The following is a 12332-nucleotide window of genomic DNA, read 5'->3' as shown; positions in this document are numbered from 1 at the left end:
ATACCCAAAATTACGCGACGGCTGCGGAAAAGCCGGAAAGGAGTTTAAAAAATGGCAGAAACTGTGAACCAGGAAACGAACGGCACTGCGGCCGAAACGCAGGAAAACGAGCAGCGCACCTTTACGCAGGCGGAAATGAACGCGATCATTCAGGACCGGCTGACGAGGGAACGCGGCAAATACGCAGACTACGAAGCGCTGAAAGCGAAAGCGGCGAAGTTCGACGAGGCGGAAGAAGCCGGGAAGACCGAGCTGCAAAAGGCGAACGAGAAGGCGGACGCTTTGCAGAAGCAGGTGGATGCTTTTACAAAGGCGGAGCAGCTGCGCACGGTGCGTCAGAAAGTCTCCGCTGCTACCGGCGTGCCGGCAGAGCTTTTGAGCGGCGACACGGAAGAGACCTGCACCGCGCAAGCGAACGCAATCTTGAAATTCGCAAAGCCGAGCGGCTATCCCGCCGTGAAAGACGGCGGTGAACACGGCGCACGCGGCGGCACCGAAAGCGACGGTGTGGCAGCGGCGTTCGGCGCTTTAAACCCGTCTTTGAAAATCTAATTTTGTTTACGAAAGGAAAGAAATCTTATGGCACACACAAATCAGGAACGCTGGGCAACTCTGGTAGACGCGAAGCTTCGCAGCCAGCTTGTTACCCGTGATAATCTCATTTTCAACAACCGCTACGAGGGCGACCCGAAGGCGGGCAAAGTAAAAATCCCGGTGCGCGACACCGAGGTGGCGGTGAAGACCTACAACAAGGCGAACGGCGTGGACGCTTCCGTCGGCTCGACGACGTATATCGATCTTTCTATCGACCACGACGAGGCCGTGAACGAGCTCATCGACGGCTTCGATGCTGCGAGCGTGCCGGACGGCATCGTGGCGGAGCGTCTGGACAGCGCAGGCTATTCGCTGGCGCTCTCTATCGACAAGGCATCTATCAACGCGCTCGAGGGTGCTTCCGGCGCAACGGTCAGCGCCACGAAGACGGCTGCAACCGAGACCACCGCATACAAGCTCGCGCTCGAAGCAAAGCGCGTACTGAGCCGCAAAGGCGTGCCCGCCGACGGTCGTTTCCTCGTCGCGTCGCCGGAGTATCTCGAAGTCCTCATGCTGGATGAGCACTATATCAAGCAGGGCGACCTCTCCCAGACGCTCGTGCAGCAGGGCGTGATCGGTCGCATTGCGGGCTTTAACGTGTTTGAGTCCAACAACATGGATTTCGAGAGCACGACGCGCGTCGCGAGCAAAAAGACAACCACGGAGTTTATCGCCGGTCACCCGAACTGGTGCCACCGCGTGATGGAATGGCAGGTGCCCGTGCATTTGCAGGACCTCAACGGCTCCGGAAAGTTCATCGGTGCCAGTGCGGTGCAGGGCCGTAAGGTTTACGGTCTGACGGTTTCGAAACCGCAGACGCTGTACATTAAGCGCACCGAAACCGCGGTGGGCTAAGATGCTGTACGCAACAGCTGAGGACGTTGCGGCGGGGTTCCGAAATTTAAGCGACGATGAAAAAGGCTGCTGCGTATCCCTTTTGGAGGAAGCGGCGGTCATCATCGACGCGTATAACGCCGGGGCGGATGCAGACCGCAAAAAGCTCGTTTCCTGCCGCATGGTACGCCGTATTCTGGGCGACGGAGGCGGGAACGACGCGCCGCTTTATCCGCTCGGCTCCACGCAAGGTTCGGTGAGCGCCATGGGCTACTCCCAGAGCTGGACGATGGGCAGCGGCAGCGCAGGCGAGCTGTATCTCTCAAAGCTCGAAAAGAAGCTGCTCGGCGTCGTGGATCGCATCGGCGCCCGCAGCCCTTTGGAGGGATTATGCGATGATACGCGGGATTGACGTTATACTGTACCGAAAACAGCAGACCGGCGAGGACGCGTTCGGCGCGCCGGTGTTTGATGAAGTGTCGGAGACGGTGCACAACGTGCTCGTCGGCGAACCAACAGCGGAAGACCTTGTGAACGAATTGCAGCTCTACGGCAAGCGGCTCGCGTACACGCTGGCACTGCCGAAAGGCGACGCGCACGACTGGCACGACGTGACGGTTGAGTTTTTCGGGCAGCGCTTTCGCACGTACGGCGACATGACGGAGGGCATCGAAGCAATGATCCCGCTGCGGTGGAACCGAAAGGTGAAGGTGGAGCGATATGGATAAAGTAAAAATCAAGCTGAACAGCAGCGGTATCCGGCAGCTTTTGAAATCCGAAGAAATGGGACAAATGCTGAAACAGCAAGCCGAACAGGTACGCGCCCGGTGTGGAAGCGGATACAGCACAGATTTGTACCAAGCAAGCAGCCGAGTTATAGCGGGCGTATTTGCGGAAACGGCAGAAGCAGCAAAGCAAAACAGTCGCGAAAATACGTTGCTTAAAGCCCTCGGGAGATAATCATGATTGAGATCATCATCAAAAACTATCTCGCGGAAAAGCTTTCGGTGCCGGTGGTGTTGGAAGTTCCGGCAGACCCGCCGGAAAGCTTTGTATTGCTCGAAAAAACGGGCAGCAGCCGTGAGGAGCGCATTGACCGCGCGATGCTGGCGATCCAGTCCTACGCGCCGTCCATGTATGAAGCCGCAAGGCTCAATGAGCGCGTGAAAGCCGCCATGGACAGCGCCGCGGAGCTGGATGCCGTCAGTGCATCGCGGCTTAACAGCGATTACAATTTTACGGACACGACGACAAAACGATACCGATACCAGGCGGTGTACGATCTCGTTTATTTCGACGAATGAAAGGAGCATGAATAATGAGCACAGCAACCAATGTAAGCACAGGCAAGCCGAAAGTAGGCGGCGCGATCTACCGCGCACCGCTTGGCACGGCGCTGCCGACCGACGCCAAAACCGCGCTCACCGAAGCGTATAAAAATCTCGGCTACGCATCCGACGCGGGCGTGGTGAACTCCAACTCTCCGCAAAGCGGCAACATCAAAGCGTGGGGCGGCGACAACGTGCTGACCTACCAGAACGAGAAGACCGACACGTTTGCTTTTACCCTCATCGAAAGCCTTAACAGCGACGTGCTGAAAGCGGTGTATCTCGATGAGAACGTCACCGGCGATCTTGAAAACGGCTTGACCGTCAAAGCGAACGGCAAGGAGCTCGCCGCTGGCGTGTGGGTTATCGACATGATTATGCGCGGAGGTGTTTTGAAGCGCGTCGTCATTCCGAACGGCACAATCACCGAGGTGGGCGACGTGACGTATGCGGACGAAAGCGCCGTAGGCTACGAGGTCGCCGTGACCGCCGTGCCGGACAGCGCAGGCAACACGCATTACGAGTATATGAGCAAGCCGGCAGCGGCATAAGGAGGTAGGTCATGATTAAAGGCAAGACAAGCGGTGGCTTCGAGTTTGAAATTGACGGCAGCGTGCTGGAGGATATGGAATTTGTGGATGCGCTGGCGGAGACCGTGAACGATAATCCGCTGGCGTTTTCCAACGTCTGCGCGATACTGTTCGGCAAGGAGCAGAGAAAGCGCCTTTATGACTTCCTGCGCGGCGATGACGGACGAGTGCATATCACAGCCGTTTCGGACTGTATCCGCGAGGTCATGGACGCGATCGGAGACGCGGGAAAAAACTGATCGTCCTTGCCCGCATGATCGCGACGGACAAGAACGCCCTGATCTGCGACATGGCGGAAACCTACAAGGTGTTTGACCTGCGGGCGCTGCCGGTGCCCATGCTGGCGACGCTCGCGGCGGGCTTACGGGACGATTCGAGAATCAAAATAAAGTTATCGGGAGCGCGTGCAGCAACGGACACCTTGCTTTTGGCGTCCATAGCTGACGCGCTTAATTTTTTAGCATGGGCAAAGACGAAGGCGGCGCAGACCGGCAAAAACCGCCCCAAATCGTTTTTGAACGCGTTTACGGAAGTGCCGCAAACGCATGATGAAGTGACGGGCTACCGCACGCCGGAAGACTTTAAAGCCGCATGGCAGCGGTTAGGGGGTGAAGCAAATGGCAACTGAAATTGCAAAGGCGTATGTGCAGATCGTACCCTCAATGCAGGGTATACAAGCGCAGCTCTCAAAGAGTTTAGCCCCGGCAGTCGAGACGAGCGGCAAAGAGTCGGGGCAGAAGATGGGCAACGCGCTCGCGGGCGGATTAAAGTCTGCGGCAAGCTCTATCGGCAAGGCGTTTACAGCCGCAGCGAAAGCCGCAGCCGTGGGATTCGGTGCGGCTGCGGCGGCTGTGGCGGCGGTCGGTAAGTCGGCGCTGAATGCGTATGCGGATTATGAGCAGCTTGTCGGTGGTGTGGAGACGCTGTTCGGAAATGCGTCGGACAAAGTGCTGCAAAACGCAAACCGAGCATTTCAGACGGCCGGTCTTTCCGCAAACGAGTACATGGAGACGGTGACGAGCTTTTCCGCATCGCTTTTGCAAAGCGTGGGTAAGGACACAAAAAAAGCGGCGGAATATGCCGACCAAGCCCTTGTGGATATGTCCGATAATGCCAACAAAATGGGCAGCAATATGCAGGACATCCAAAACGCCGATCAGGGTTTCGCCAAGCAGAACTATACGATGCTCGACAACCTCAAGCTGGGCTACGGCGGCACAAAAGAGGAAATGGAGCGCCTTATCGCCGATGCAAACAAGGTGAAGCAGGCTAACGGTGAAATGGCAGATCTGTCGATAGATAGCTTTGCGGACATCACCGAAGCGATCCACATTGTACAAACAGAGATGGGCATCACAGGCACAACGGCAAAGGAAGCCAGTACAACCATTCAGGGCTCTGTCGGCATGATGAAAGCATCGTGGAAAAACCTGCTCGTCGGCGTTGCAGACGATACACAGGACTTTGGCGGGCTGATGGATAACTTTGTCGACAGTGTGGGAATAGCCGCAAAGAACATTCTGCCGCGCGTAGAAACGATTTTAGGCGGTATCGGCAGTCTGGTCGAGGGCTTGGCTCCCGTGGTCGCACAGGCCGTCCCACAGCTCGTGACGACGATCCTGCCCAGTATGGCGTCGGCTGCCGCATCACTGCTGAAGGCGTTTGCGGGCAGTCTGGTCGAGCTGGCACCGGCATTGTTGCAGTCGGCGCTCAGCGGCATACAGACGGTCCTTGTAAGCGGTCTGAATGTGCCGCAGGGGCTTGCGGATAACATCATGCACGTTTTTGATAATGCTGCCAAAGCGATAGAGACTGTTTTGGGCGCGGTCAAAGATGCAATCGGCACGATTGGCAGCGCTTTGAGCAACGCGGAAATAGACTGGGGCGGCATCTGGGACGGTATCGCAGACGCAGTATCAGTTGCCGGTGATATTATCGCCGGAGTGTGTACAGCAATCGGAGACGCTGTGGTTTATGTAGGCGGTATTGTCGGTACAGCTTTTCTGGCGGTCAGCGACCAACTCGGCTGGCTTGTTGAGCAGGCGCAAACAGACGGCACGGCAATCAATGCTGCATGGACAGCGGTGCAGGATGCTTTCAGCGCGGTGGGCGATGTAATCGGCATGGCATTGGAGGGTTTATCCTCTCTATTCGGCTCATTCTTCGCGGATAATCAGTCTGGCACAAGTTTGTTTTCTGCCGTATGGGAGTATGCGGCAACATATCTTGCAACGATTGCGCAGACCATTGCCAATGCGATACAGGGCATCGCGGACGCGATCAAATGGCTTGTGGACGAAGCGCAGACGGACGGCACGTTCCTCAATGCGATCTGGACGCAGGTGCAAACGGTGTTCGAGACGGTGACAGGCGTCATTTCGTCACTGTTCTCTGCGTTCACGGCAGCGCTTAACGGCGACTGGAGCGCATTCGGCGAAAATCTGCTCAATGCCGGACAAATATTTCTCGGCGGGCTCGCTAACCTTTGGAATAACGGATGGACAGCGATTGGTAACTTTGCAACGCAGATTTGGAATGCAATCAAATCCTCTGTTTCCAATATCATCAACGGCATAAAATCTACGATCGGCACGGTGGTGGATGCGATCAAATCTAAGGTGACGGCGGTGTTTTCGGCGGTAAAAACGGCGATCGAAAACCCGATAAAGGCAGCCAAAGAGACAGTCACGTCAATTTTTAACGCCATTAAAAGGGGTATCGAAACGCCGATCAATGCGGCGCGGGACGCGGTGCGCAACGCGATCGACAAGATCAGGGGCTTTTTCAACTTCTCGTGGAGTTTGCCAAGGCTAAAGCTTCCGCATATCTCCATTACGGGCAGCTTTAGCCTTGTGCCGCCGCGTGTGCCGCATTTTGGCATATCTTGGTATAAAAAAGCTATGGACACGCCGATGCTGCTGAATAATCCGACGATCTTCGGCGCGGCGGGCGGCTCTCTGCTTGGCGCGGGCGAAGCGGGCCCCGAGGTTGTCTCGGGCGCTGCAACGCTGATGGACATGATCCGCTCGGTTGTGGATGACGCGCAGCAAACGGACGGCATGCCCGTCACGGAGCTGCATGCCATTTTGACGATTCTGCGCGAAATTTTGCAGATGCTCACCGGCGGCTCTCCGCGCGACGAAAAGCTTGCAGCGATGCTGGCGGACGCGATCAGCCGGATACAGTTGCAGGTGAACGCGGTGTTCGACCCACGCGAAGCCGGTCGTGCACTTGCACCGGAAGTGGACAAGCGGCAGGGCGGCACGGCAGTTCTGCGTGAAAGGGGAGTGGTCTGATGGGCGTGCTCATCGGCGAAAACGATATGTATACGGACTTCGGCATGATCTTGACGGATCTTTCGCTTGAAATGCCGGAGGTCAAAACGAAATATCAGGAGCTGCCGCTCGAAAACGGCAGTATCGACTTGTCCGAGGTCGTCACAGGGCGCCCGGTGTACGGGCTGCGCACGCTCAAACTGACGTTCAAGCGGCGCGGCGCTTCGGCATCGGAGTGGCTTTCGGTGTGCTCGCAGATCGCGTCTGCGGTGCATGGCAAACGCCTGCCGATTACGCTGCCCGATGACCCGGACCATTATTATTTGGGTCGTATCGCCTGTACGTTGGGCGCGAAGGAATACGGTGCGGGCACGTTTGAAGTCACAGCGGTGTGTGACCCGTACAAATATGCGCAGACCGAGAGCACAGCTTCGTGCGGCGCGGGCACGACGGCAGTTTTAAACAACGGCGACGAGATCGTCTCGCCGACCTTTACGGCATCCGAAACGGGTATGACGGTGGCGCTCAACGGCGGCGCAGCATACAGCATCGCGCAGGTGGGCAAGGCCGTAAAAATCCCCGAATTGTTGCTTTTGCCCGGCGCGAATAACGTCACCGTGACCGGCACGGGCAACGTCGTTTTGACTTGGCGTGAGGGGGTGCTGTAATTGTTTAAGATTACGGCGCAAAACCGCAGCGGTATAACCTATACGTTATATGATCCCCGCAGCCCGGATTTAAAGCTAATCTCGCCGGCGTGCAAAACTGCCGTGAACAAAGCCGGACTGCTCACCTTTTCGGTGCCGCTGACGCACCCGCACACAGACAAAATCGCAAAACTCGATACGGTGGTAACGCTGTGGCAGGATGATACAATTTTGTTCCGCGGGCGTGCGCTCAACGACGAGTGGGATTTGCGCAGCACGCGGAAAATCGAGGTAGAGGGCGAGCTCGCTTACCTGAACGACAGCGTGCAGCCGCTGACGGTGTACCATGACATGACGGTGGCGGCATACTTTGCGAAGCTTATCGAGCTGCATAACGCACAGGTGGACGAAAGCCGACGCTTTACCGTGGGACAAGTCACCGTGACAAACAGCACCGACAACGTGTACAGGCAATCGGACTACGAGAGCACCATGAACGCGCTGCAAGACAAGCTCCTTGACCGCCTGGGCGGCTATCTCGTGATACGCTACGGCACGGACGGCACGCGGTATTTGGATTACCTCAAAGAGTACGGCAACGTCAACAGCCAGCGGATCACCGCAAGCACAAATCTGCTCGACATGCTGCACACCGTGCGCGGCGAAGACGTTGCGACGGCCATTATTCCGCTCGGTGCGCAGCTCGACGAGGACAAGGTGGGCATGGTAACGCCACGCCTTACAATCGCTGCGGCAAACGACGGAAAAGATTATATCTACGATGCGGATGCGGTGGCAAAATGGGGCTGGATTTATAAGGTTGTCGTGCACAACGACATCACGCTGGCCGAAAACCTCCTGCGTGCAGGCTATGCCGACTTAGAGGCGGCAAAATATCTGCGAGGCAGTATTGAGGTAGATGCAGTAGATTTGCATCTTGTGGACAGTTCCGTTGAGCGCATTAAGCTCGGCGACATGATCCTGTTTTCGGACCCGGGCAGCGCAACGCCCATATCGATGCTTGTATCCGAGATCGATTTGCCCGTAGACGAGCCGGGGGACGCGACCTACACGCTCGGCACCTCATACCGCACGATGACAGAGCAGCAAGTCGACGCACGGAAAGACCTCGGCGAGCAGCTCGAGCTTGTGCGGGACGAGACCAACAAGCGCACAGACAAGGTACAGCAGGAACTCACCGATTACAAAGTCGACGCGCGGAAGGACATGGACAGCATCACGGCATCGGTGACGGAGACCCGCACCGAGCTGACGACCACCACCGAAAACGTGTATGACGCGCTGGGACGGTTACAAGATACCGCAGTCTCGACAGAGGAGCTTGAAAGCGTTAAACAGCTGCTCATTGCCCAATGGAGCGATCAGCTTGAATACCGCTTTACGCAGGTGACAAATCTCATTGACAGCACAAACGGCACGGTGGCGGAAAATCAGCGGCTTTTAGAGCAGTATATCCGCTTTGAGGGGGCGCGAATTACGCTCGGCCGCAGCGACAGCGCCATACAGGCGGTGCTCTCCAACGACCGGCTCGAATTTGTCGAAAACGGTCAAATCGTCGCGTATATCTCCAACCGTATGCTCTATATCACGGATGCGCATATCACGGGCAGTTTGTCTTTCGGCAACGCCGACACGGGCTTGTATATGTGGCGTTATAACGCGGAGGCCGACACGTTTGATCTTGAGTTTGAGGGGGACGACTGATGGGCAAAAACAGCTATAAAGCCCAGCTTAACTATTACGACAGTAAGTGGGGCTGGAAAAGCGAGGGCACCGCCTCGCAGGGCCAGTGGGACGGCACAGGTGTGCGCACCGGCGTGCTGTACTTTCCGGGCCTTGCAGCGCTCAAGGGCAAGATCATCAACGGCGTAAAGCTCACCGCGACGACCGGACAGACGGGCTATGGAACAACGACCACCAAAACGGTATACATCTACAACTCCGCCGCGCAGGGCGGCATTAAAACCTCGCTCAACGCAGGGCACCGCACAGGCAATGCGCTCGGCAGCTGTAAAGCGCCCATGTGGGACAATACCAAAACATTTGATGTTGCTTTCATGGCGGCATCTATCGCCGCCGGGTACGATACGTACTGCATCTACAATGGCAGCTCTTACACGGATTATCTCAAATGGACGGCTGTAACGCTTGAGGTGGATTGGCAGGAGCCCGCAACACAGCCGAGTTTAAGTGCTGCAACCGTGGAGATGGGCAAGAGCGTGACAATCAACACGCCTGCGGTAAACAGCGCTTACAGGCATACGCTGCGCTACGCGTTCGGCAGTGCAGCCGGAACGATTGCCACGGGCATTGCAAGCAGCGTGAGCTGGACGCCGCCGGTGTCGCTCGCAAATCAAATACCGTCCGCCACGGCGGGCAGCGGTACAATCTATTGCGATACATATTCCGGCAGCACGCTCCTCGGCACAAAGTCCGTAAGCATCACGCTCACCGTTCCCGGCAGCGTAGTTCCGTCGGCGGGCACGCTTTCGGCAGCGCTCGCCGACGACACAAGCGGCACGGGGTTATACGTAAAAGGCATGGGCAAAGCAAAGCTGACGCTTTCCGGAGCATCCGGCGCATACGGCAGCAGCATCAACTCGTACACGATTACCGGCGGCGGTTGGACGGCCACAAATGGCGCATTGACAACCGGCACACTGGCCTCGGCAGGCAACATCACATTCACGGCCACGGTGACGGATTCGCGCGGCCGAAAAGCGAGCACCACGCGCGCGATCACCGTCATAGACTACACAAAGCCCGGCGTAGCGGTGTATGACGTGTACCGCTGCGATGCAGACGGCAACCGCAAAAAGGCAGGCACATATTTTGCCGTGGAGATCAACGCGAGTTACAGCGCAATCACCGGCAACACCTTGAGCATTACAGCTCGATACAAAAAGCAGTCCGAGAGCAGTTACGGCACCGCGGCGAACGTTACCAACAACGGCAAAACCGTGATCGGCGGCGGAAATATAGGCGCGTCCACCACCTACGACGTGGTAGTAACGGTGGCGGACAAGTATAACAGCTTATCTATTCCGCGCACTCTGTCTACAAAAAGCGTGCTGCAATCCTTCAAACGCAGCGCAGGGGCGGCCATCGGCAAAGTGGCCGAGCTCGCGAACTGGCTGGACGTGGCGTGGAATACGCGGATTCGGGGTAATTTAAAGGTAGATGGCGGCATGTCGGATGGGGCATGGAATCGTGACGCGACGGATTTGATGCTCATCAATTTTTCCGGCGATGATCCGTATAACTCGAATACCAATTACGATAATGTTGTTCGCACGGAAGACGCGTCTACGCTAATCAACAGCCCCGTGACTTCGGGCCCGTTTTACGCTTATCGTAAAGTATATCCAGTATATGTACCGTGGAGCCATCACAGCAAAATTTTTGTTGAGCTGAGAGAGACATTTCCGCAAAAAGGACGTATCTGGACGCAAGCTTACGACCCGAATAATGGATGGGGCGATAATGGTTGGACTCATCCATTCACGAATAAAGATGTCGTGCCGATTGCTAATGGCGGCACTGGCGCGACAAGTAGAGGCGAAGTGCTATACAATTTTGTTGTAGGCGGGGTATATTCTGGAAATTTAAATGATTTAGCGACAATAGGCTCGTACTGGATAAATCTTTCTAATTGTCAAAATGGCCCCTCGAGTTCTGGATACGGAACAATGGAAGTCACCAGATCTACGACTAACAACTATTTGCAGCGATTTACATTTTATATGGGAATGACTTATTATCGCACATTCACCAATGGACGATGGTATGACTGGAGAGCATTACCGAACGCGCATACAGCAGAAACATTGTGGGAAGGCAGCTTAAAAAACGGCACAGCAACCATTGCAAATGGCGCGAAGTACGCATATTTAATCGTTGGCGGCTGGGCTGGAAGCAATGAAGACGCAGTAACGCAAATAATTCCAGTTGGATGGGGCACGCACATGAGGCTTACAAGCGCAGATAAATGGCTTGCCTATCAATGTGATTCATCCGAGCCCAATGCCTCGATAAGGATTTTGAGTAACCCCTACGATGGCGCAATCACTTGGGTTTGGGGCGTAAATCGATACAAGGAGTAAACCAATGCAGATAATCTTAAACGATCAGGGCTATATCGAGAGCTATGCGCTCATCGGTGGGCTTGTAGACGGCATCGAGATAGAGGCGCCCGACGATCTGCTGGAGGACTTTAAGCAGCACCCGGAGGCGTACAAGGTGGCAGATGGTGTGCTCGTGCTCGATGCAGATAAGCTCAAGGCCGACGCGGATGCGGCGGAGCTAACCGTTATTCGGCACCGGCGCGAAACCGAGTGCTTTGCGTATATCAATCGCGGCGAGCTGTGGTATAGCCTACTCACAGAAGAGCAAAAAGCCGAGCTTGCAAACTGGTATCTCTCTTGGCTCGATGCGCCGGAGACGCGGACAATCCCCGCACCGCCGGTGTGGCTGGATAAACTTTAAACACATTAAAAGGAGCAAAAAAATGAACAAAGCAACTGTACTTAAATCCGTAACGGCAGTCGTTGGGGCGGGGGTCGCGGCATACTGCGGGCAGCTGGCCGCGCCGGTGCTCGTGCTGCTGTGCATGATGGTGATCGATTACGTCACCGGCATGGTCAAAGCCTACATGACGGCGCAGCTCAGCTCGCGCATCGGCATCAAGGGCATCCTGAAGAAGCTCTGCTATATGGCCATGGTCGCCGTAGGCGCGGGCGTGGATTATCTGCTGCGCGGCGCCCTGGTGCAGGCGGGCATCGACCTGCACATCGAGCTTTTCTGCGGTCTGCTGGTCGCGATCTGGCTCATCATCAACGAGCTCATTTCCGTCATGGAAAACCTTGCGGCGATTGGTGTGCCGGGGTTTCCGCGGCTGACAAAATTACTGGAGCGGCTGAAGAACACCGTAAGCAAAGAGGAGGAAAAATAATGGTACCCATCCGCGAAAATCTTTTGAGCAAGCGTAAATATGACCTAAAAATCCCGGTGGAGTCCTGCGCAAAGGACATGAAGTACATTGTC

Annotated in this window: 15 protein-coding genes; all 15 read left to right on the top strand. The window is 56.0% G+C overall.

Features of this window, described 5'->3' with window-relative positions; translation table 11 throughout:
- Window positions 1–51: 51 nt before the first annotated feature.
- Genes ACLTX1_RS11770 through ACLTX1_RS11700 form a run of 15 tightly spaced genes read left to right on the top strand, consistent with a single transcriptional unit; the run spans window position 52 to window position 12240 of the window.
- Window positions 52–552 (top strand): hypothetical protein, encoded by a 501-nt coding sequence (locus ACLTX1_RS11770; protein WP_412330993.1) that lies wholly within the window; start codon window positions 52–54, stop codon window positions 550–552.
- Window positions 553–579: 27 nt separating this feature from the next.
- Window positions 580–1449, top strand: coding sequence for a hypothetical protein (locus ACLTX1_RS11765; RefSeq protein WP_412330992.1), 870 nt, complete (start codon window positions 580–582; stop codon window positions 1447–1449).
- Window position 1450: 1 nt separating this feature from the next.
- Window positions 1451–1840, top strand: coding sequence for a hypothetical protein (locus ACLTX1_RS11760; protein ID WP_412330991.1), 390 nt, complete (start codon window positions 1451–1453; stop codon window positions 1838–1840).
- Complete coding sequence (locus ACLTX1_RS11755; protein ID WP_412330990.1) at window positions 1824–2156, top strand: hypothetical protein; 333 nt, start codon at window positions 1824–1826, stop codon at window positions 2154–2156. The genes ACLTX1_RS11760 and ACLTX1_RS11755 overlap by 17 nt, the downstream gene beginning before the upstream one ends.
- Window positions 2149–2388 carry a hypothetical protein gene (locus ACLTX1_RS11750; protein ID WP_412330989.1) on the top strand — a complete coding sequence of 80 codons (240 nt, stop codon included), beginning with the start codon at window positions 2149–2151 and terminating at the stop codon, window positions 2386–2388. The genes ACLTX1_RS11755 and ACLTX1_RS11750 overlap by 8 nt, the downstream gene beginning before the upstream one ends.
- Before the next feature lie 2 nt (window positions 2389–2390).
- On the top strand, window positions 2391–2732 hold the full coding sequence (locus tag ACLTX1_RS11745) for a hypothetical protein (protein WP_412330988.1): 342 nt from the start codon (window positions 2391–2393) through the stop codon (window positions 2730–2732).
- A 14-nt stretch (window positions 2733–2746) separates the two neighbouring features.
- On the top strand, window positions 2747–3307 hold the full coding sequence (locus ACLTX1_RS11740; RefSeq protein WP_412330987.1) for a phage tail protein: 561 nt from the start codon (window positions 2747–2749) through the stop codon (window positions 3305–3307).
- A gap of 11 nt (window positions 3308–3318) precedes the next feature.
- Window positions 3319–3585: a hypothetical protein gene (locus tag ACLTX1_RS11735; protein WP_412330986.1), complete on the top strand. Its 267-nt coding sequence runs from the start codon at window positions 3319–3321 to the stop codon at window positions 3583–3585.
- Between the two features lie 14 nt (window positions 3586–3599).
- Window positions 3600–3974, top strand: a complete 375-nt coding sequence (locus ACLTX1_RS11730; RefSeq protein ID WP_412330985.1) for a DUF5361 domain-containing protein — start codon at window positions 3600–3602, stop codon at window positions 3972–3974.
- Window positions 3964–6642: a hypothetical protein gene (locus ACLTX1_RS11725; protein ID WP_412330984.1), complete on the top strand. Its 2679-nt coding sequence runs from the start codon at window positions 3964–3966 to the stop codon at window positions 6640–6642. The genes ACLTX1_RS11730 and ACLTX1_RS11725 overlap by 11 nt, the downstream gene beginning before the upstream one ends.
- Window positions 6642–7289, top strand: coding sequence for a hypothetical protein (locus ACLTX1_RS11720; RefSeq protein WP_412330983.1), 648 nt, complete (start codon window positions 6642–6644; stop codon window positions 7287–7289). Before ACLTX1_RS11725 ends, ACLTX1_RS11720 begins: the two co-directional genes overlap by 1 nt.
- Window positions 7290–8993: a phage tail spike protein gene (locus ACLTX1_RS11715; RefSeq protein WP_412330982.1), complete on the top strand. Its 1704-nt coding sequence runs from the start codon at window positions 7290–7292 to the stop codon at window positions 8991–8993.
- Window positions 8993–11392, top strand: coding sequence for a DUF859 family phage minor structural protein (locus ACLTX1_RS11710; protein WP_412330981.1), 2400 nt, complete (start codon window positions 8993–8995; stop codon window positions 11390–11392). Before ACLTX1_RS11715 ends, ACLTX1_RS11710 begins: the two co-directional genes overlap by 1 nt.
- Before the next feature lie 4 nt (window positions 11393–11396).
- A complete protein-coding gene (locus ACLTX1_RS11705) occupies window positions 11397–11774 on the top strand; it encodes a DUF2977 domain-containing protein (protein ID WP_412330980.1) in 378 nt (125 codons plus the stop codon).
- Window positions 11775–11796: 22 nt separating this feature from the next.
- A complete protein-coding gene (locus ACLTX1_RS11700; protein ID WP_412330979.1) occupies window positions 11797–12240 on the top strand; it encodes a holin family protein in 444 nt (147 codons plus the stop codon).
- Window positions 12241–12332: the final 92 nt, after the last annotated feature.

This window comes from Hominenteromicrobium sp., assembly GCF_046974225.1.
GTDB classification, from domain to species: Bacteria; Bacillota; Clostridia; order Oscillospirales; family Acutalibacteraceae; genus Hominenteromicrobium; species Hominenteromicrobium mulieris.
This window is presented reverse-complemented; position numbering and strand designations above follow the sequence as displayed.

Excerpts from the sequence above, each read along its gene's own strand:
- ACLTX1_RS11700 (WP_412330979.1), top strand. The coding sequence starts at position 11,797 with ATGAACAAAGCAACTGTACTTAAATCCGTAACGGCAGTCGTTGGGGCG.
- ACLTX1_RS11760 (WP_412330991.1), top strand. The coding sequence starts at position 1,451 with ATGCTGTACGCAACAGCTGAGGACGTTGCGGCGGGGTTCCGAAATTTA.
- ACLTX1_RS11750 (WP_412330989.1), top strand. The coding sequence starts at position 2,149 with ATGGATAAAGTAAAAATCAAGCTGAACAGCAGCGGTATCCGGCAGCTT.
- ACLTX1_RS11740 (WP_412330987.1), top strand. The coding sequence starts at position 2,747 with ATGAGCACAGCAACCAATGTAAGCACAGGCAAGCCGAAAGTAGGCGGC.
- ACLTX1_RS11770 (WP_412330993.1), top strand. The coding sequence starts at position 52 with ATGGCAGAAACTGTGAACCAGGAAACGAACGGCACTGCGGCCGAAACG.
- ACLTX1_RS11720 (WP_412330983.1), top strand. The coding sequence starts at position 6,642 with ATGGGCGTGCTCATCGGCGAAAACGATATGTATACGGACTTCGGCATG.
- ACLTX1_RS11705 (WP_412330980.1), top strand. The coding sequence starts at position 11,397 with ATGCAGATAATCTTAAACGATCAGGGCTATATCGAGAGCTATGCGCTC.
- ACLTX1_RS11710 (WP_412330981.1), top strand. The coding sequence starts at position 8,993 with ATGGGCAAAAACAGCTATAAAGCCCAGCTTAACTATTACGACAGTAAG.
- ACLTX1_RS11755 (WP_412330990.1), top strand. The coding sequence starts at position 1,824 with ATGATACGCGGGATTGACGTTATACTGTACCGAAAACAGCAGACCGGC.
- ACLTX1_RS11725 (WP_412330984.1), top strand. The coding sequence starts at position 3,964 with ATGGCAACTGAAATTGCAAAGGCGTATGTGCAGATCGTACCCTCAATG.
- ACLTX1_RS11745 (WP_412330988.1), top strand. The coding sequence starts at position 2,391 with ATGATTGAGATCATCATCAAAAACTATCTCGCGGAAAAGCTTTCGGTG.
- ACLTX1_RS11735 (WP_412330986.1), top strand. The coding sequence starts at position 3,319 with ATGATTAAAGGCAAGACAAGCGGTGGCTTCGAGTTTGAAATTGACGGC.
- ACLTX1_RS11730 (WP_412330985.1), top strand. The coding sequence starts at position 3,600 with ATGATCGCGACGGACAAGAACGCCCTGATCTGCGACATGGCGGAAACC.
- ACLTX1_RS11765 (WP_412330992.1), top strand. The coding sequence starts at position 580 with ATGGCACACACAAATCAGGAACGCTGGGCAACTCTGGTAGACGCGAAG.